This window comes from Dolichospermum compactum NIES-806 (assembly GCF_002368115.1).
In the GTDB taxonomy this organism is placed as follows: domain Bacteria; phylum Cyanobacteriota; class Cyanobacteriia; order Cyanobacteriales; family Nostocaceae; genus Dolichospermum; species Dolichospermum compactum.
In genome coordinates this window covers 3524329-3542682 of record NZ_AP018316.1, presented here as the reverse complement: position 1 = coordinate 3542682, position 18354 = coordinate 3524329, and the positions used below count along the sequence as shown (strand labels likewise).

20 protein-coding genes are annotated in these 18354 nt (G+C 38.2%); 5 read left to right on the top strand and 15 right to left on the bottom strand.

Annotated elements, in window-relative coordinates; genetic code table 11:
• Positions 1 to 299 precede the first annotated feature (299 nt).
• The 11 genes from moeB to CA730_RS16580 form a co-directional block, all read right to left on the bottom strand.
• Positions 300 to 1472 (bottom strand): molybdopterin-synthase adenylyltransferase MoeB, encoded by a 1173-nt coding sequence (gene moeB, locus CA730_RS16630; protein ID WP_096668965.1) that lies wholly within the window; start codon positions 1470 to 1472, stop codon positions 300 to 302.
• A 33-nt stretch (positions 1473 to 1505) separates the two neighbouring features.
• Complete coding sequence (locus CA730_RS16625; RefSeq protein WP_096668963.1) at positions 1506 to 1976, bottom strand: Mov34/MPN/PAD-1 family protein; 471 nt, start codon at positions 1974 to 1976, stop codon at positions 1506 to 1508.
• Positions 1977 to 2018: 42 nt separating this feature from the next.
• Complete coding sequence (locus tag CA730_RS16620) at positions 2019 to 2753, bottom strand: carbonic anhydrase (protein WP_015078775.1); 735 nt, start codon at positions 2751 to 2753, stop codon at positions 2019 to 2021.
• Between the two features lie 205 nt (positions 2754 to 2958).
• A complete protein-coding gene (locus CA730_RS16615) occupies positions 2959 to 4386 on the bottom strand; it encodes a type IIL restriction-modification enzyme MmeI (RefSeq protein WP_197705454.1) in 1428 nt (475 codons plus the stop codon).
• 81 nt (positions 4387 to 4467) lie between these two features.
• Positions 4468 to 5028: a 5-formyltetrahydrofolate cyclo-ligase gene (locus tag CA730_RS16610; protein ID WP_096668961.1), complete on the bottom strand. Its 561-nt coding sequence runs from the start codon at positions 5026 to 5028 to the stop codon at positions 4468 to 4470.
• A gap of 14 nt (positions 5029 to 5042) precedes the next feature.
• Positions 5043 to 5411, bottom strand: coding sequence for a type II toxin-antitoxin system PemK/MazF family toxin (locus CA730_RS16605; protein WP_096668959.1), 369 nt, complete (start codon positions 5409 to 5411; stop codon positions 5043 to 5045).
• Positions 5405 to 5659, bottom strand: a complete 255-nt coding sequence (locus CA730_RS16600) for a ribbon-helix-helix domain-containing protein (protein WP_096668957.1) — start codon at positions 5657 to 5659, stop codon at positions 5405 to 5407. The genes CA730_RS16605 and CA730_RS16600 overlap by 7 nt, the downstream gene beginning before the upstream one ends.
• 368 nt (positions 5660 to 6027) lie before the next feature.
• Positions 6028 to 6972: a GDP-L-fucose synthase family protein gene (locus CA730_RS16595; RefSeq protein WP_096668955.1), complete on the bottom strand. Its 945-nt coding sequence runs from the start codon at positions 6970 to 6972 to the stop codon at positions 6028 to 6030.
• 20 nt (positions 6973 to 6992) lie between these two features.
• Complete coding sequence (gmd, locus tag CA730_RS16590; protein ID WP_096668953.1) at positions 6993 to 8072, bottom strand: GDP-mannose 4,6-dehydratase; 1080 nt, start codon at positions 8070 to 8072, stop codon at positions 6993 to 6995.
• Positions 8073 to 8474: 402 nt separating this feature from the next.
• Positions 8475 to 9233, bottom strand: coding sequence for a sugar transferase (locus CA730_RS16585; RefSeq protein WP_096668951.1), 759 nt, complete (start codon positions 9231 to 9233; stop codon positions 8475 to 8477).
• A 112-nt stretch (positions 9234 to 9345) separates the two neighbouring features.
• A complete protein-coding gene (locus CA730_RS16580; RefSeq protein WP_096668949.1) occupies positions 9346 to 10488 on the bottom strand; it encodes a glycosyltransferase in 1143 nt (380 codons plus the stop codon).
• Between the two features lie 310 nt (positions 10489 to 10798).
• Here CA730_RS16580 and CA730_RS16575 point away from each other — a divergent pair, with 310 nt between their 5' ends.
• Positions 10799 to 11731 carry an NAD-dependent epimerase/dehydratase family protein gene (locus CA730_RS16575; protein WP_096668947.1) on the top strand — a complete coding sequence of 311 codons (933 nt, stop codon included), beginning with the start codon at positions 10799 to 10801 and terminating at the stop codon, positions 11729 to 11731.
• A gap of 204 nt (positions 11732 to 11935) precedes the next feature.
• Here the strand turns inward: CA730_RS16575 and pirA are convergent, their stop codons facing one another.
• The 3 genes from pirA to CA730_RS16560 all read right to left on the bottom strand — a co-directional run bounded on the left by pirA (position 11936) and on the right by CA730_RS16560 (position 15191).
• A complete protein-coding gene (gene pirA / locus CA730_RS16570; RefSeq protein WP_157750006.1) occupies positions 11936 to 12166 on the bottom strand; it encodes an arginine synthesis PII-interacting regulator PirA in 231 nt (76 codons plus the stop codon).
• Between the two features lie 1094 nt (positions 12167 to 13260).
• On the bottom strand, positions 13261 to 14619 hold the full coding sequence (locus tag CA730_RS16565; RefSeq protein WP_096668943.1) for a DUF3370 domain-containing protein: 1359 nt from the start codon (positions 14617 to 14619) through the stop codon (positions 13261 to 13263).
• 38 nt (positions 14620 to 14657) lie between these two features.
• Positions 14658 to 15191, bottom strand: a complete 534-nt coding sequence (locus CA730_RS16560) for a pyroglutamyl-peptidase I family protein (protein WP_096668941.1) — start codon at positions 15189 to 15191, stop codon at positions 14658 to 14660.
• Between the two features lie 66 nt (positions 15192 to 15257).
• On the opposite strand from CA730_RS16560, the gene hisH reads away from it, so the two are divergent.
• Complete coding sequence (gene hisH, locus CA730_RS16555; protein ID WP_096668939.1) at positions 15258 to 15893, top strand: imidazole glycerol phosphate synthase subunit HisH; 636 nt, start codon at positions 15258 to 15260, stop codon at positions 15891 to 15893.
• Positions 15894 to 16064: 171 nt separating this feature from the next.
• Positions 16065 to 16622, top strand: a complete 558-nt coding sequence (rsmD, locus tag CA730_RS16550) for a 16S rRNA (guanine(966)-N(2))-methyltransferase RsmD (RefSeq protein WP_096668937.1) — start codon at positions 16065 to 16067, stop codon at positions 16620 to 16622.
• A gap of 118 nt (positions 16623 to 16740) precedes the next feature.
• Here rsmD and petG read toward each other — a convergent pair whose 3' ends face one another.
• Positions 16741 to 16854, bottom strand: coding sequence for a cytochrome b6-f complex subunit V (petG, locus tag CA730_RS16545; protein WP_015078754.1), 114 nt, complete (start codon positions 16852 to 16854; stop codon positions 16741 to 16743).
• 199 nt (positions 16855 to 17053) lie between these two features.
• On the opposite strand from petG, the gene CA730_RS16540 reads away from it, so the two are divergent.
• On the top strand, positions 17054 to 17428 hold the full coding sequence (locus CA730_RS16540; RefSeq protein ID WP_096668935.1) for a c-type cytochrome: 375 nt from the start codon (positions 17054 to 17056) through the stop codon (positions 17426 to 17428).
• A gap of 345 nt (positions 17429 to 17773) precedes the next feature.
• Complete coding sequence (locus tag CA730_RS16535) at positions 17774 to 18310, top strand: cytochrome C (RefSeq protein WP_096668933.1); 537 nt, start codon at positions 17774 to 17776, stop codon at positions 18308 to 18310.
• Positions 18311 to 18354: the final 44 nt, after the last annotated feature.

Genomic DNA, 18354 nt, shown 5'->3' with positions numbered 1-18354 from the left:
TGTTTTATGATTACGGGATGTCCTCTTCTAGCTGGAAACTGTTATGGCTAAATTTTTCATGAAGTTTGTGCAAACTTTAGACATCTTACTCTTTAAAAGAAGTATAGGTAATGGACAATTTTGGTATTTTTTAAAGATTTTTTTGTATAAATTATATCAATAACTAAAATAGATGCCTCTATATACATCATCACAAGATACCCAACTATCTAAAATATCGGGTATCTTGCTGTTAACATCGGACTGGAGATAGTTATAGGTTTTTGCTAAACATGATCAACAATCCTGAAAAAAAATGATTAATACTGAGGAACAGAAGCATCCACTTCTTGACTCCAAGCATTAATTCCCCCTTTAACATTTGTCCCAGTAATCCCCGCTTCCTTCAAGATAGCCAAGGCTTTCGCGGAACGTCCACCCATTTTACAATGAGCAATTAAACGGTGTCCATTGAGTAATTCCTTCACCTTAGCCACACCATCACCATTTTCAATATCTGGTAAAGGCACTAACACAGAACCAGGAATTCTCGCAATTTCATACTCATGAGGATTACGCACGTCTAGCAGCACAAAATCCTTTGCCCCACCATCTAATAACGCCTTCAACTCCTTCACAGTCATTTCTTGAATTTCCATTTGCTGTTTCGCTTCTTCAGCTTGGGCTTGGGGAATACCACAGAATTGTTCGTAATCTATTAGCTTGTCAATAACTGGACGGATGGGGTTAGGACGCAGTTTCAACTCCCGGAATTTCATATCCAAGGCATTATAAAGCACAAGTCTACCACTCAAGGTAGTACCATTCCCCAGAATAATTTTCACTGTCTCTGTGGCTTGAATAATCCCAATCATTCCCGGTAAAATTCCCAGCACTCCACCTTCTGCACAGGAAGGAACCATTCCTGGTGGTGGTGGTTCGGGGTACAAGTCACGATAGTTAGGACCACCTTCATAGTTAAAGACGGTTGCTTGTCCTTCAAACCGGAAGATAGAACCGTAAACGTTGGGTTTATTCAACAATACGCAAGCGTCGTTGACTAAATACCGCGTCGGGAAGTTATCAGTTCCATCAACAACAATATCGTAAGGCCGAATAATATCTAAGGCGTTTTCTGAACTCAACCGGGTTTCATACAAATCAACCTGACAATGGGGGTTAATTTCATGAATCCGGTTTTTTGCTGATTCGATTTTCGGTTTACCTACCCAGGATGTCCCGTGAATAACTTGACGTTGCAGGTTAGAAGTATCCACAACATCAAAATCAACAATACCAATTCTGCCTATACCTGCGGCTGCAAGATATAACAGTAATGGTGAGCCTAATCCACCCGTACCAATACACAATACACTGGCGGCTTTTAGGCGTTTTTGCCCTTCCATACCCACTTCTGGCAAAATTAAGTGGCGGGAATAGCGTTCGTAGTCGTCTTTCGTCAACTGGATTTCATCCAGGTTGGGATTTAGCATAGCAGTTGTAGGAATCAGCGCGGAGTATTAATGTTAACTTAAATTTGCTAATTTTATCAGTTCAATTGTCTCGGCTTGAAATTGGTGGTTGTCATCAAGAGTCCAGCTTTGCAGTTCACCAGCTTGAGCATTTTGTACGGATGATATCACATAAGAGTATTCTGGCCAAGCGTATATTCTATCCCATTCTGAAGGAATAGCTGGATAGTCAGGATGGGAATGATAGATACCAATAATATTTAAGTTACGGTTTCTCGCTGCTTTTTGCGTTTGTAACATGACTTGAGGCGATATTGCATATCGTCTTCTGGTACTATTTTCTTGGTCTTCTGTAAAGTTACTCTTTTCTGTATTCCAGACGTTCTCTGTGGGGATGATTTCTACTACAATTTTATATTCATTATTTTTATAACCTAAAATTAGCCCACAGCATTCATCTGGGTAGGTTGTTTGAGCATGATTTTTGATAATTTCTAGATGATTTGTTTTTAGTTGAAGATTCATGATAGCTTGCAAACGCAGATAAAGAAAAAAGAAGGATAAATATCAAGTTAAGAATCTAACTTTACCAGTATTAATATCATAGTAAGCACTGATAATTTTTAATCTGTCATCACGGATTAATTTATCTATAATTTGTGAATTATTCTGCAATTTTTTAGCTTGGTATTCAATATTATTAATCACTGGATTGTTATCATCATTAATATTACTTCCTGTTCTGGGAGTTGCCGATAAACCTGGCTTAATGTCATCAATCACAGAGTTAATTTTACCATTATCTGGTTGATTGTCAATTGCTGCTGATACTGCACCACATCCTTTATGACCTAAAACAACTATTAGTTGTGTTCCTAAATTAGCGGTAGCATATTCTAAACTTCCAATGGTTTCATTACTGGCAATATTACCAGCTATCCGCACAACAAATAAATCTCCTAATCCTTGATCAAAAATTATTTCTGGTGGTACGCGAGAATCTGCACATCCTAATATTGCTGCATAAGGATATTGTTTTTTAGATACTGATAGTAAACGTTTTTTCGATTGATTAGGATATTGACGATTTTGATTAACAAATCTTCTGTTTCCTGCTATTAATCTTCTTTTTGCTTCCTCTGCACTAACTGGATTAGGATTAGGATTATTTTCAGGAATTGTAATTTCTGAACGGTTAGTAATGATTTCATTGCAAGCAGTCAAAGTACCCATACTCAAGGTACTTAAACCTACGAATTTTAAGAAGTTACGACGACCTACAAATCCGTTAATTTTACTCATGACTCCACCTGATAACTTCTACATAATTTTTACAGAAGATATCAGATTTGATCATGATGTGAGAGTAGCTTATTACACGGTTTAAGGGTTATTTAATCTTTTGTTTAAATACCAAACAATATATTGGCAGTATGGACTATATTTGCCTTCTGCATCTTTGCTACTAAGTCCGACTGGGAATGAATTCCCAATCTAATGGCAAAAGTCATCTAAAGATGAAACTCAAGCTTTCCTTCTCTACAACGGTTTCCCAATCAATTCTTAATGAATTACCATGAACAATTTTTGCAGATTTAGTTAAAGGAACTCTGAAAAAATATTGACCAAATTCATGACTAACCTGAATATTCATTTGATGGTCAATTAACCACATTGCCACCTCAGCAACACGCACCGCAAATTCATCATATTCAATACCCGCAAATTGATCTACATTAACCTTAATAATATCTTGAATATTAATAAATTGCTGTCCATTTTTATTCAATGCTTGCAAAATTTTAATCTCTAGCTCTCGCAATTCCCGATAAGTGATAATTAAGAAATTACCGCAACCACAAGCAGGATCAAGAAAATAAAGACTAGCGATTTTTTGATGTAATTCTTGGAGTTTACCCCGATTACTTTTGACTTTTTCCAATTCTAAATATAAATCATCTAAAAATAGAGGTTTAATCAACTTTTGAATATTTTTTTCCGAGGTATAATGAGCGCCTAAATTTCGTCTTTCCTTGGGATTCATGACCGCTTGAAACATCGAACCAAAAATAGCCGGTGAGATTTTACCCCAGTCAAAACCACAAGCTTCTAAAAACATTTCCCGCATTTTGCTATCAAAAGCAGCCGGTTGTAAAACCTCTGCAAATAAGTTACCATTCACATAGGGAAACTGAGCCAAATTAGTATCTAAATTTGTTAATCTTTTTTCCGGTGGTGTATTTAATGTATGAAAAATAGAAGCAATGTGCATTGCTAAATCACTACCATCTGATTTAGTATGTAAATCAATATATTCCCAAAAAATACCTTTATCAAAAATGCCTGTATCATCAGCAAATAAACAGAAGAGTAACCGGACTAAATAGACTTCTAAATCATGACCTCGATAACCAACTGCTTCTAGTTTATCATGTAGTTTCCCCATTAATTCAGCAGCTTGTATATTGACCGGATCTTCATCTTTATAGGTGCGTTTTTCATAACCAGCCATAAAACCGAATAAATGAACCTGATTAATAAAATCTTTTAGTTCAAATTCTGTGGTAATATTAGTATCTAAGTCGTAGAGTTTAAACTTTTGGAAATCAGAAACTAAAATATATTTTGGTAATTCATGTTCTTTTAAACCAGGGAAATAATCTTTAGCTTGCTGCATAGCTTTATCTAGACTTTTTCCCCTAGATTTATGTTCTACTAAAATTACACCTTTCCAGAGTAAATCAATAAAACCTTGTTTATTATCGGCTTTTTTTACAGATTGTTCAAATGTCGCCACCCGTCGCCGAGAAATACCAAAAACATGAAAAAAACGATCCCAAAATGATTTAGCTTCGGCATCTTCTGAGGTTTCATGTTCCCATTCTTGAGAAAATGCGATCGCTCGACTTTTGATTTCGTTCCAACTTAAAGGCATAGCTGATAATTTTGGATAAGAAACAGTGGTTTTAAATAATCATAAATTATTTTTTACCTGATGTTGCTTTTCCCCACTTTTTTATCCATTTTCTGTAATCACCCTTTGCAAAGGTTTATCCCAAGTATCAACAGGTAATTGAGATAAATAAGCAAAATCAAAAACCACTCCTATAGTTGCTTTTGTCTTCCAAGCGGGTGAATTTAACAAACGGTCATAATATCCACCACCATAACCTAAGCGGTATCCTTGGACATCACAACCCACACAGGGAATAAGTATTAAATCTACTTCCTCAATCTCAATTATCGGTGCTTCGTGGTGAGGTTCTGTAATCCCATAAGCACCGATATTAATTGTGTCATCAGGTTGCCAAGAATGCCAAACTAGAGACTTATCAACACAACGGGGAAAACCCCAACGTTTGTTAGTGTTCCTATACAGCGAGCTAATATCAGGTTCTTGACGAAAGCTAAAAAAAGCGAGAATTGTATTTGCTTGATTAAATATAACCGAGTTTTGGATATTGGTGGTGAGGCGATCGCTCTTTTCTCTCCATTCTAATAATGTCATTGACTGACGTTTTTGGAGTAAAATCCGCCGCAGTTCTTTTTTATTTAATTGTGAATTTATTTTTTGCAAAGCTGAATATGACTTTAAATTTTATCAAAATCTATTTCTTGTGGTTCTGTTACTATTGCTAACCCGGCTAAAATTTGTCTAATTCTTTTTTGAGATAGCGTGCCAATTTTTTCAGTTAATAGAGCTTTATCTACTGTAAAAATTTGCGATACATTTACTACACTTTCTCTGTCAAAATTAGCTTCTCCTAACTCTAGTAAAACATTACCTATCGCCTTAGCTCGTCTCAAATTAGAAGTTAATGCACAAACTATTACGGTTTTAATTTGAGAACCGTTGAGTAAGTCATTTTGGATCACCACATAAGGACGAATATAAGCTGGTTCTGAACCTATTGGTTCTCCCAAATCAATCCAATAAATATCACCTTGCTTAATTACCATTCTTTTTCTTGTAATTGTCCTTGATGATATCGCATTGCTGTTAACATGATTTGTTCCGATTCATCTAGATCATCTGCATAAGCTTCATTGATACTTTCTACTAATTGGCGATGTTTTTGACGACGCAGAAATTCTGCCATTGCTAAAGCAACTAATTTACTGCGAGGTATTTTCATTTCATGCGCTAAAGCTATTACTTCTTCGTAAAGTGATTCTTCAATGGAAATAGCCGTTTTGATGCTTGTCATTGAGTTATACCTCTTTTCTAACTAAGAGTATAACTTGATTTTACTCTTATTCTATTATTTAGTTGTTAATTTATTTTTTGCAAAGCCTAATACAATGTTGGATTTTTTCAGGACTTACGCAAGTGGCACATTGGTAGGGTGCGTCAGATATCAACAATCTGTTTATTTGCAGGATTTATGCAGTAGTAAAGCACCCTACAACAGATTTTTTTGTGACACTTGCGTAAGTCCTATTTTTCTTTTCTCTCGTTCCCGTACTCTGTATGGGAATGAATTAAGAAGGCTCTGCCTTTGTGTGTATAATCGTGAGTCAGAGACTCTATAAAGGCATTCCCAGTCGAAGACTGGGAACGAGATGACGAAATACTCTATGCAGCGTTTTTGCGCCACCAATCAATAGTATTTTTCAACCCTTCTCTAAATTCTACTTCAGCAGTAAAACCAAAAGCCTGTTTTGCCCTTTCCGTATCCAAACAACGTCGAGGTTGGCCATTGGGTTTGTCGGTTTCCCAAACAAGTTCACCCTCATATTCCATCAATTCGCAAATTAAGGTAATTAGATCTTTGATAGAGATTTCGTAACCAGTTCCTAAATTGACGGGTTCAGCATCATTATAAAACTGTGTTCCCATGACTATTCCCCGTGCTGCGTCTGTAGAATACAAAAATTCACGGGTAGGAGAACCATCACCCCACACAGGAAGTTGTTTTTCTCCCCTGGTTTGGGCTTCTTGCACTTTACGAATTAAAGCAGGAATAACATGAGAACTGCTGGGGTTGAAGTTATCTTCTGGTCCGTATAAATTCACAGGCAAGAGATAAATACCATTAAAGCCATACTGCTGACGATAGGATTGCAGTTGGACTAACAGGGCTTTTTTCGCCACTCCGTAGGGGGCGTTAGTCTCTTCTGGATAACCACTCCAAAGGTCATCTTCTTTAAAGGGGACGGGGGTAAATTTAGGATAAGCGCAGATAGTTCCTACACAAACGAACTTTTCTATCCCCTGTTGATAAGCAGCATGGATTAACTGAGTTCCCATCATCAAGTTATCGTAAAATAACTCGCCGGGTTTTTCTCGATTCAGACCAATTCCACCCACATGGGCAGCTAGATGAATGATAATATCCTGTTGGTCTGCCGCTCGTTGGCAATTTTCCCAAACCCGCAGATCACAATCGTGCGATCGCGTCACTGTAATCTTCTCACGATTAGCGCCATGCTGACACAATTGATCTATCACTTGACGACCGAGAAAACCCGCCCCACCGGTGACAAGAATTCGTTTATTTTCTAATTCTAAGGCTGTCATATTATTATCCTTGATCTGAATTAAAAGTGCAGAGATCCTAATTCTTGACGGGTAGTAGCAATATCTTGAATTTGTTTTCCACCATTACCATTGGAGGAAGTACAACCCACAGCTTGTAAATCAGCTTCTACCATTAGCGCCACCAGTTCTTTAAATGTTACCGATGGTTGCCAGCCTAATTTCTGCTGTGCTTTAGTGGGATCACCAATTAGTAAATCTACTTCAGCAGGACGCAAATAGCGCTGATCAAACTCTACGTATTTCTGCCAATCAAGATTGACATAACCAAATGCTAATTCTAGAAACTCTTTGACTGAATGGGTTTCACCAGTCGCCACTACATAATCATCTGGTTGCTCTTGCTGCAACATCAACCACATTGCTCTTACGTAATCTTTCGCATAACCCCAATCTCTCTTGGAGTCCAAATTACCCATGTAGATATTTTTTTGTTTGCCAGCGACAATACGGGCTACGGCTCTGGTTATTTTGCGGGTAACAAATGTTTCACCCCGTCTTGGAGATTCATGATTAAACAAAATACCATTACAAGCAAACAAATTGTAAGATTCACGGTAATTCACCGTTTGCCAGTGAGCGTACACCTTAGCACAAGCGTAGGGACTGCGGGGATAAAAAGGTGTGGTTTCACTTTGAGGAACTGCTTGCACCAAACCATACATTTCCGAAGAACCGGCTTGATAGAAACGGACTTCAATCCCAGTCCGCTGTTGATAATCGCGGACTGCTTCCAATAAACGCAATGTCCCCATACCTACAGCATCTACTGTATATTCAGGTGAATCAAAACTGACTCGGACGTGGGATTGAGCGCCTAAATTATAAATTTCTGTAGGTTTGACTTCTTCTAAAATTCGTCGCAGAGTTGTTCCGTCCGTCAAATCACCATAGTGAAGAAATAGTCTTGCGCCATCGTTATGAGGATCTTCGTACATATGATCAATTCTGTCTGTGTTAAAAGTGGAAGTACGGCGAATAATTCCGTGTACTTCATAACCTTGTTCTAGTAAAAGTTCGGTTAAATAAGAACCATCTTGACCAGTAATACCAGTAATTAAAGACCGTTTTCTTTGTGTCATGATTGGTGATGCCTTGTTGTTTTTAGTTAAAGATTACAAACAGTCTGATATATGATATAAATTAGCAGTTAAGTTACATAACTGCCCAATAGTCAGGCTGCAAATATTAGTTGCTATTAAATCAGGGTCAACAAATATTTTTGCTAAAAAACACTTTAACAAATAATTATAGGTTTATGTCAATTAAAATTCTTGATTTTACAGCAGGTTGCGTAGTTAGGAGGTGCAAAATCTCAATTGAAACCTATACACAAAGCCAGTTTTACTCCTGAATCCTGAATTCTGTTGTAAGTGTATTAATTATTGCCTATACTATAAAAATAAATGAATTTTATACCTTTGCTGTCAAAAATGGTTTTTGGGGCATAATGTTGCCCCATAAGAGGGAATTGGTATACTTACCTAGTAAGCTCCTTTATTTTTGGGCATGATGACAACATTAACTGTTTTGAGGATAATCCACAAATCAAGCCAAAAATTCCGAAAATTGACATAATGTAAGTCTATTTGTACCCGGCGAGGATAGGGAATATCATTCCGCCCAGATACTTGCCACAAACCAGTAATTCCCGGACGAATTGTTAAAACATGATTGATATAATCACCATATTTTATTAATTCTTCTGCCACCAAAGGTCTTGGACCAACTACACTCATATCTCCTTTGAGAACATTCCAAAATTGGGGAAATTCATCTAAGCTGGTAATTCGCAAAAAATGGCCAATTTTAGTGATTCTTGGGTCTGTTTTCAGCTTAAAGTTGTCTTCAAATTCTGCTCGCAGACTAGGTGATGTGGTCATCATTTCGACGAGAATTTCGTCAGCATTGTTGACCATAGTGCGAAACTTAATACAATTAAAGCTGCGGTAGTTTTTGCCTACCCGTTCTTGAACATAAAAGATCGGCCCCTTTGAGCTTATGGCTATCAATAAGGCCAATATCATGTAAATGGGAGAAAACAAAATCAAGACCGACAATGAAAAAACTATATCAAACAGTCGTTTAAAAAACTCTCCGTATAAACCCTGAAAAGATAAACTTCTGGATTTCACCTTTGGCTGTTTAACTTTTTGACCACGTTTTGATAAAACAGTCATAGATGTACTGTTATCCTTTCGCGGGTATCGTTTGCCGGAGAGGAGTGAACTCTGGGCAGTCATCATACTCCTTTATAATCCACACCACACATAGTCCCGATCTTAAAGCTAAAAGGCAGTAATTTTGAGGAAAAATTCACTGTCTTCTGAGAAAATAAATCCAAAAGGCTGATGTTTACTGTCTGTAAACTCCTTTTTCTCGACATTCATTCACAAAACTGAGATAACGTTCTGCAAAAACCTGGCGAGAAAATTGATTAGCGTGTGTTTGTATATACTCATAACTGTATAAATGTTGCTGATCTACAAATTTTTCTACGGCATCTACTAAAGCTCCTACTGTTTGGATTTTGAATAATATACCAGTTCCTGTATCAGGATGTGTTTGAATATCTCTAACTGTTTCTAATGCACCACCTGCACCATAGGCAATTACGGGAGTTCCACAAGCTTGGGCTTCAACTAGGGCAATGCCAAAGTCTTCGCAAGCTGCATAAACAAAGGCTTTGGCACGGGACATATAATTTTTGACGATATGATCGGGTTGCCATCCTAAGATTTGAATATGTGGTTGGGCTATTTCCCGTAATTTGTTCATTTGGGGACCTGTGCCAATAATGATCAGGGGTTTTTTTAGCTGATTAAAAGCCTGGACAATTAAAGAAACTTGTTTATAACTGACTAATCGAGAAACTATCAGGTAAAAATCCTCTTTTTCCGAGGAAAAGGGACATTCATCTAGGTTAACTGGTGGATAGATGACTGTTGCTTCCCGCCGATAGCAACGCCAAATCCGTCTGGCTGTGTGTTGGGAGTTGGCAATGAAGTAATCTACCCGGTTGGCGCTGATTACGTCCCATTGCCGCAAATTATGGAGGATTTGGCGGGTGATCCAGCCGATTGCTCCTTGCCCTAGTTTGCTTTGGTTGAGATAATCAAAGGTTAAATCCCAAGCGTAGCGCATGGGGCTATGGCTATAACAGATATGCAATTGATTAGGGGTGGTTAAGACTCCTTTAGCTACAGCATGAGATGAAGATAAGATAACTTCATATTCTCGCAAATCCAATTGCTCAATGGCCAAGGGTAATAAGGGTAAATATTTTTGGACTCCTTGACGGGCTTGGGGAAATTTCTGTAAAAACGTTGTGCCAATTTGACGTTTGTACAGGTAACTTTCTGGATTGCTGGATTCAAAATCTATCAGGGCATACAAATCAGCGTCAATGTGATTTAATATCTCTTGGACTACGAGTTCTGAACCTCCTGTGGCTTGAGGGGTTAACCACTCATGAACTAAGGCATATTCTAGGGACACGGTTAAGTTGAATGGGTGGAAGGTAATTAAGCTGTTTTAATGCGGTGATATAGCAGGTGACAGGTGACAGGTGACAGGTGACAGAGTTTAAAGTCTTGTGCTGCTTAAGTTCTATGACGAGTTTATGTTTTTATCCAACTGTATACCGCTATATTAAATATTCCTCATTGTGATCCAAAAGTAGGAAAATCTCTAGATTTAATAGAAGACATAATCTTACCAAAAGATGTTCCAAGATCACACTGCAACCTGATAACCTCAAAGATAAGGTTGATTTTGCCACTTGTGGTTATTTAGGAGTTAGGAAGTTATGCGGATTCTGGTTATTGGTGGAACTCGGTTTATTGGGGTGTATTTGACTGATTTACTGGTGAGGGCTGGACATGAGGTGGTTTTGTTCAATCGTGGTAATCATGCTGCACCTGCGGGGGTAGGACAAATTATCGGCGATCGCACTGATGCAACTCAACTCAAAGAAAAGTTAGCATCAGCAAGTTTTGATGTCGTTTTTGACAATAATGGTAGGGAACTCACGGATACGCAACCTCTGGCAGAAGTTTTTCAAGGACGGGTGAAACATTTTGTTTATATGAGTTCGGCGGGTGTTTACCTCAAATCTGACCAAATGCCCCATTTAGAAGGTGATGCTGTTGATCCTAAGAGTCGTCACAAGGGTAAACATGAGACGGAAGCTTACCTGAAGCAGTTGGGAATCCCCTTTACTTCTATTCGTCCTACTTATATCTACGGGCCGCAAAATTATAATCCTTTGGAAAGTTGGTTTTTTGAGAGAATTGTGCGCGATCGCCCGATTTGTATTCCGGGAAATGGAATGCACCTAACTCAACTAGGCCATGTTCAGGATTTAGCTCAAGCGATGACCCAGATAATCGGTAATGAAAAGGCGATTGGGGAGATTTATAATATTTCAGGCGATCGCTATGTTACTTTTGACGGTTTAGCCCGTGCTTGTGCTGTAGCTGCTGGTAAATCTGCTGATGATCTGAAAATCGTTCATTATGATCCGAAAAAGTTTGATTTCGGTAAACGTAAGGCTTTTCCCATGCGGGTCCAACATTTCTTTGCATCTGTGAATAAGGCACAAATAGAATTAAATTGGCAACCTAAATATGATTTAATTTCTGGTTTGCAAGATTCTTGGGAAAATGATTATTTAGCGACTGGTGCAGATAAATTAGCAGTTGATTTTTCTGTAGATGATGAGATTTTGAACGCTGGGTAAGTAGTTTGGCGAGGACACAATGGCGTAAATAAACCAACCATTATACATCTCCCAAAAGCCTATACTATCTTCGTTTTGACTTCCGCCGTGCCCTACTAGATATCTGCACAAAAGAATACAGGTACAATTTATGAATTGTACCTACAATTGTTTCAGTTTACGTATATTTAAATTTGGTCTTTGTCTACTGTTATAGTCAAGTTTTTATTTCAGGGATAGTTTTACTCGGTTGTAAATTAACCCAAATAAACCAACTTTAACATCTTCAGGTTCAGGTTGTTCGCTAAATTCTCTCATTTCCGCTTCTAACTGATGCAATAGGTTTTCGTTATTCTGCGTTCTCGCTACTTGCAAGCGATGTTCTAGGATTTTTTGGATATTTTCTTGATGCTTTCTTGTAGTTTGTTTAGTCAATTCCATTCTTTTTATACTCATTTTCATTGTCCTAAGTGTAGTTATTCACTCCCCCCTCTAAAATTATTGAAACCCTTGATCTCTCGTTAAAGATAGGGGGGAGTGTGAACAGTTACGTCCTAAGTAAGTGGATGTGAAATAACCAAAATGTGTGCCGATATGTAAATTAACCCCAATGCGTTATTGTGGTTGAGTTTTAGCCATTTTAAAAAACGAAATATATTTCGATTTTCCTCCGCCCACCTACTTAACAAAGAATTTTAGGGTTGCACATCTGTATTAGATTAGACACTGAAGTTTAATCTAAAGAGCTTCATTATTGCTCAAGTTCTGGATAGTATGTGCGACTTTAACGAAGTTAAGCAAAGTTCTTCAATAACAATTTTTCGTTGCTAAACTCTCTTTACCTAATTTTATCCTGTTTGTATTCATCCTTGGTATCTCCTTGACGGATTTTAGCGTTATTAAATTTAAATATGAGATTAAACACTGGATTTGAGACTAAAAAGAGGAAATGATGTGGGTATGTTGAGTTGAGAAAACCCAAAGCAAAACTAAGCTTTTTAAGCTTTGGCTAATACATATACTAAAAACGGACGATTAGTAGACTTTTAGCCAGGCAAAAATTTTTGTATATCAACACTCTTGGCGATTTGAACAGTCAGGCTGTGACCCGTTTTTAGTATAACCAAAATTCCATGAGAAAGATATTGTAATAATTACGAGAAAGATATTGTAATAATTACGGTTTTTAGGATGATATTTCCAGTAAAAAAACTACTATAAGTTTCGGTAGTTGTAGTGGTTTTAGTACCTCTTAGGAGGGTGCTTGAAAAGTAATAAGAGGTAATAATGTATGGCAAATGCCTGGATATAATAGGGAAATATCGGGGTAGATTCCGCGCAGTAAATTTTTCATGTTAATTTATACCCTGATAACTCTTTTTACTCATTTTTTTAACTTTGCTAACATCTTCTTAGAAGTCTTTCTTTTGACTCAAACTTGCATTTTAGAGGTTGTTTGCAAAGTTTTTAATATGAATAATCAAGATATCAAAAGATCCCCAAACCCAGATTTCTTGAAGAAGTCGGGGATCTGACTCGGTTATGTTGAACTACCTAGCTTGAGTTGACACGGTTATAACCTGTGGTGGTGAAGCATCTGGTGGATAAAGAAAATCTACTTGGACTAAAGATTTATTTTCTGGTTTTATATCCAATAAAACTAATGGTTCTCCTGCTTCACCACGCTTTTGAACTAAATGCACAAATTTATTTTGCCATTTTCCCTGGTTTTGATAACGTAAGCGTACAGTACCTCGGAAGAAGATTTGACGGGCTGGTAGTTTAAAAAAGCGTAGTCCAGATTTGCTTAATTGATTTTCTTTCAGGGGAGTTTGGACTGCAATACTCACAGTTTGTTGATTTTGAGTATTGTTATATAAAGGTAACTTGAGACTATATTGAGTCCCATAATTACCATGAGCGTAATAAGCGGTGTCAGGATAGCGGACTAACATGGGTGCGGTTTGAATTTGATTTGTGCCTAATGTTCCTCCATGTAAGGTACTCAAACCGTAGGAGAAGGCTGCACCAGGTTGGGGAATGGTTAAATACTTGCTTTTTGGGGCATCTACTATGTCTGCTAACCATCGAGAACCCTTGGATACTCCGGCTACACGCCCGTAAATTGTCGGTTTGTTGTTTCCTGTGATGGGTGTGGGGACTTTATCTCTGGGTGTGGATAATTCACCATTATCTAATAAATTTTGCCATTCTGTTAAATTAGGCGCACGTTCACTACCATCAATATTTGTGCGGGCAAACATCGCCAAACTAGCAGCATAAACATTACCATTACTTCGCAGTCGCAGATATGTAGACCGACCATTTAAAGGAGGTGTTAATCCTTGCACGGGAATGGGTAAATTTAATAACATCTGGCTTTCCCCTGGAGGAATGACAATTTGTGGGGGGAAAATATCTTGTCTTTTCCCTCTCAAAATATCAGACATCACCCGACTTCCAGGACCGGCAAAAACTGTTCCTAAGTCATTGGGAATTAAAGATGCTATTTCCTTAAATGGGGCATCTGGTTGACTTAAATAACTCGCACCTTGCAATATATTAACTGTCACTGGTTGAGAACCAGGATTATGTAAGATGATGCCCAAGTACAAAGAACGTAAATTTTCCGGTGGTTCTGCTTTGGCAATATGATGGGCAAAAATATCAAATTGTCCGCGCAAGGGAAAATTTAAATGGGCTGACGGGACTTTTTTCCCTGCTGCTGGAAAGGTAGAAAGTAAAATTCCTTCTTTTAATACCAGTTCTGGACTATTGCTATTAAATACTGGTACTGAATCCAATTGTCCTGGCAAAGGGCGTACTGATTGGATTTGTAATATTTCTTCTGGTGGTGGTGTGGCAGGAACAGCTTGAGCAAGGGTGAAAGCAAGTAATAGTGGTAACATAATACTGAGTAGATTTGTTTAAACAGACGTGAATATTTCTAGAGAAGTGCCAAGTTGTTAATGATCAAAACGAAATCAGTGATGATCTGTAGAGAATTTTCTGGGGTTAAAATTGGGACATGAACAAAAATACACTTAATTGACAGTTGAGACTGGTGTAAATAGTCCAATACTGAATAATAAAGTCCCTCGCAGACAAACTTACCACAGTCGTAGCTAATCTCAACTGCGGCTGTTTGGACTAATAATTTTTCGAGATCAACGCTGGTTTGGAAAATATTTTCGGGGGAATTTATAGAGATACTTGTACTACTGGCCAGGACTTCTACGCTTAATTGGGAACGAGTTTCCGCCATGCCACAACAAATAATATAGTCTGGTTGGAGTTCATTGATTTTGGCAATGACGCGAGGACTTGCTAGTTGCACATCTACAGGTAAACGATGCAAAAAATTTAAATCATGGGAGAATGAAGCCATTTTGGCTAGTGCGAGTAACAAGTCATCGGATGAATTTGACTCTTGTTGGCTTAACCAAATGTCAAAAGAAGTTATTAGTATTTTTTTTTGCATTATAAATAATAATTAGAATTAGAATAATTAAAAGCCCTCCCTCATAAATTTACAAGGAGCAGCTAAATGGCAGTGATTGCAGTTGTTGATTACGATATGGGAAATTTGCACTCTGTTTGCAAAGGATTAGAAAAAGCTGGCGCAACTCCTCTGGTTACTTATTGTTCTCAAGAGTTGGCAAAAGCAGATGCTATAGTTTTGCCAGGGGTGGGAGCATTTGATCCGGCGGTACAACATTTGCGATCGCGTGGTTTGGAACAACCGATTAAGGATGCGATCGCTTCTGGCAAACCGTTCTTGGGTATTTGTTTAGGATTACAAATTTTGTTTGAATCCAGCGCCGAAGGAACGTTACCAGGATTAGGAATTGTCCCAGGAAAAGTCCGCCGGTTTCGTTCTGAACCCGGAATGACGATTCCCCACATGGGTTGGAATCAACTCCAACTTAACCAACCAAAAAACCTTTTATGGGAACATTTGCCTATAGATCCTTGGGTTTATTTTGTCCATTCTTACTATGTTGAACCCACAAACCCCCAAGTCCTGGCGGCAACTGTGACTCATGGTGGTCAAAGTTTTACAGCAGCGATCGCTCATGAAAATCTGATGGCGGTTCAATTCCATCCTGAAAAATCATCAAATGTGGGATTGCAAATCCTCTCTAATTTTGTGGCTCAAGTCCGTGAAAAAGTTTTTGCTTAACAAAAGTTTGCAATATTTTCAGGTGTGAAACTTTGATACAATCATCTGCTACTAGCTATCAGTTCAAGATTAATGATAAATAATTCCTGGATGCTACAAGTCTCCAGATTTATCTCTGGAATCAATCCGAAATCCAAAATCCAAAATCCAAAATCGGATGATCAATAAGTAATGAGTCTAAGAATTTACGGGAATCGTCTGCTTAAAACTTTACCAGGTGAACATACCAGACCTACCAGTGCGCGAGTCAGAGAAGCATTGTTTAATATTTGGCAGGGGACAATCGGTGGTTGTCGCTGGTTGGATTTGTGCGCCGGTAGTGGTTCTATGGGTGCAGAGGCTTTATGCAGAGAAGCCAGCGTTGTAATTGGCATTGAACAATCAAGTCAAGCCTGTGCCATTATCCAAGAAAATTGGCAACAGGTAGCCAAGCCAGAACAGAAATTTCAGCTATTACGGGGAAACGTTACCCAACAGTTAAAAAAATTATCAGGTCAAAAATTTGACAGAATATATTTTGACCCACCTTATACTAGTGGATTATATGAACCAGTATTACAAGCGATCGCTCAATATCAGCTTTTAGATTCCCAGGGAGAAATAGCAGTTGAACATCGTCACCAAGATTGGACACCACTAACCATCCCCAACTGGGAAATCTGCCGTCAAAAAAGCTATGGTAAAACCGCTTTGACATTTTATCAGGAACAGGTGACAGGGAACAGGTGACAGGTGACAGGGAACAGGTGACAGGTGACAGGGAATAGATGTTCTTCTTTCCTTCTCCTGACTCCTGACTCCTGAACTCCGAACTCCGAACTCCGAACTCCCGACTCCTCAATCAATATCAGCCGCCCAATTCAGTAGGACGCTTATATTGTCTATAAGCAGCGTAAAACAAACCGCTTAAAGTTACAAAAACTAAACCAAGTACAATACCTGATAGTAAGGGTTCAACCACTGTAAAGCTCCTTGTTGCAATTATTGAAAGATTCGATTCCTGTTTTTCATTTTACCAAACTTCGCATTAATCCCGCGTTCCATAGTAGCTTTAAATATAAATACTAGATAAAAATTATCATTTGTACTTGCGAACACCATCAAGAAATTTTAAGCTATGTGTAGGAAATGAAAACTTGCACATTGTCAAGGCAAACCTTTTGGATAACCAGCTAATCAAACCTGAAACCCTCATTCAACAGATCGTTATCTTCACCGTAGCGATACTGATAGCCCTCCCATTAATCCTGTTTGGGGTGGAAATCGTCAAAGCCTCCGATCCTTATGTTAAAAGTGTTCTATCCCATCAAGGCAACCTAGTCCAGGGAAAAGCTATTTTCCAAATCAACTGTGCTGGTTGTCATGGTTTAGACGCAACCGGACTAGTTGGACCAAGTTTACGTGAAATCTCCAAATATAAATCCCGCTATGGACTGATTCATCAAGTAACTAGCGGAGATACACCACCTATGCCCAAATTCCAGCCTAATGTCCAAGAAATGGCAGACCTTTTAAGCTATTTAGAAAGCTTATGAATATTTGTGCATGATTAAAAAAGATTATAAACTTACTGATAAATTATCATGCCCATTCAAATAGTTCTAATAGACATAGAAACTGGCAACTGCTAACAAGGAAACGCAACAAAAAATAGACAACAAAAGTGTTTACAATTACATTTATATGAAATTAAACAACTTAATTCTTTTATTCCCCATCATTACGTCATTAGTTATTCCTTTAGTGAATTTAGAATTATTTAATTCAGAAATTGCATAATGATTGGGTCAGTGATGGTGAAACCAGAGGTGCTGGAGTTGATGAGATTTTAGGAACTTTTCCTCTACCCACTGCAAATAAATAGTCAAATTGAGAACTTTATGCCAAATTTAGCAAAAAGCAAATCCCACCGCCGACTAAAACGCCAACTACTTATCGTCATGCTGGTGATTTTTGCTTGGAGTATAGCTATGGGCTGGATATTGGGATTCGCCACCAGCGCTCACGGTGCAAATCCTGTAGACTCAATTGGGACTGTTGATGTCGTACCAGTACAATATCAACCAGGACAAGAACTGTATTTAGAAAATTGCTCATCTTGTCATATCGCATTACCACCTGCTGTATTTCCTAGTCAAACCTGGAAAAATCTTTTACAAGATTCCCAGCACTATGGCGCACAAATTAAGCCCTTAGATAAGGCTTCACATTTTTTGGTATCAAAATATCTTTACACCTTTTCCCGTGTACAACTACAAGAGGAAGCAACACCTTACCGTCTCAAGGATTCTCGTTATTTTAAGGCTTTGCATCCTGGTGTTAAATTACCTAAACCTGTAACTATGAGTAGTTGTGTAAGTTGTCATATTGGGGCTGATAAGTATAATTTCCGCAGCCTCAGTCCAGAATGGGAGTAGAGGTAGGGGGCAGGAAGCAGGAGGCAGGAGGCAGGAGGCAGGGA

Excerpts from the sequence above, each read along its gene's own strand:
- moeB (WP_096668965.1), bottom strand. The coding sequence starts at position 1,472 with ATGCTAAATCCCAACCTGGATGAAATCCAGTTGACGAAAGACGACTAC.
- CA730_RS16625 (WP_096668963.1), bottom strand. The coding sequence starts at position 1,976 with ATGAATCTTCAACTAAAAACAAATCATCTAGAAATTATCAAAAATCAT.
- CA730_RS16620 (WP_015078775.1), bottom strand. The coding sequence starts at position 2,753 with ATGAGTAAAATTAACGGATTTGTAGGTCGTCGTAACTTCTTAAAATTC.
- CA730_RS16615 (WP_197705454.1), bottom strand. The coding sequence starts at position 4,386 with ATGCCTTTAAGTTGGAACGAAATCAAAAGTCGAGCGATCGCATTTTCT.
- CA730_RS16605 (WP_096668959.1), bottom strand. The coding sequence starts at position 5,411 with ATGGTAATTAAGCAAGGTGATATTTATTGGATTGATTTGGGAGAACCA.
- CA730_RS16600 (WP_096668957.1), bottom strand. The coding sequence starts at position 5,659 with ATGACAAGCATCAAAACGGCTATTTCCATTGAAGAATCACTTTACGAA.
- CA730_RS16595 (WP_096668955.1), bottom strand. The coding sequence starts at position 6,972 with ATGACAGCCTTAGAATTAGAAAATAAACGAATTCTTGTCACCGGTGGG.
- gmd (WP_096668953.1), bottom strand. The coding sequence starts at position 8,072 with ATGACACAAAGAAAACGGTCTTTAATTACTGGTATTACTGGTCAAGAT.
- CA730_RS16585 (WP_096668951.1), bottom strand. The coding sequence starts at position 9,233 with ATGACTGCCCAGAGTTCACTCCTCTCCGGCAAACGATACCCGCGAAAG.
- CA730_RS16575 (WP_096668947.1), top strand. The coding sequence starts at position 10,799 with ATGCGGATTCTGGTTATTGGTGGAACTCGGTTTATTGGGGTGTATTTG.
- pirA (WP_157750006.1), bottom strand. The coding sequence starts at position 12,166 with ATGAGTATAAAAAGAATGGAATTGACTAAACAAACTACAAGAAAGCAT.
- CA730_RS16565 (WP_096668943.1), bottom strand. The coding sequence starts at position 14,619 with ATGTTACCACTATTACTTGCTTTCACCCTTGCTCAAGCTGTTCCTGCC.
- CA730_RS16560 (WP_096668941.1), bottom strand. The coding sequence starts at position 15,191 with ATGCAAAAAAAAATACTAATAACTTCTTTTGACATTTGGTTAAGCCAA.
- hisH (WP_096668939.1), top strand. The coding sequence starts at position 15,258 with ATGGCAGTGATTGCAGTTGTTGATTACGATATGGGAAATTTGCACTCT.
- rsmD (WP_096668937.1), top strand. The coding sequence starts at position 16,065 with ATGAGTCTAAGAATTTACGGGAATCGTCTGCTTAAAACTTTACCAGGT.
- CA730_RS16535 (WP_096668933.1), top strand. The coding sequence starts at position 17,774 with ATGCCAAATTTAGCAAAAAGCAAATCCCACCGCCGACTAAAACGCCAA.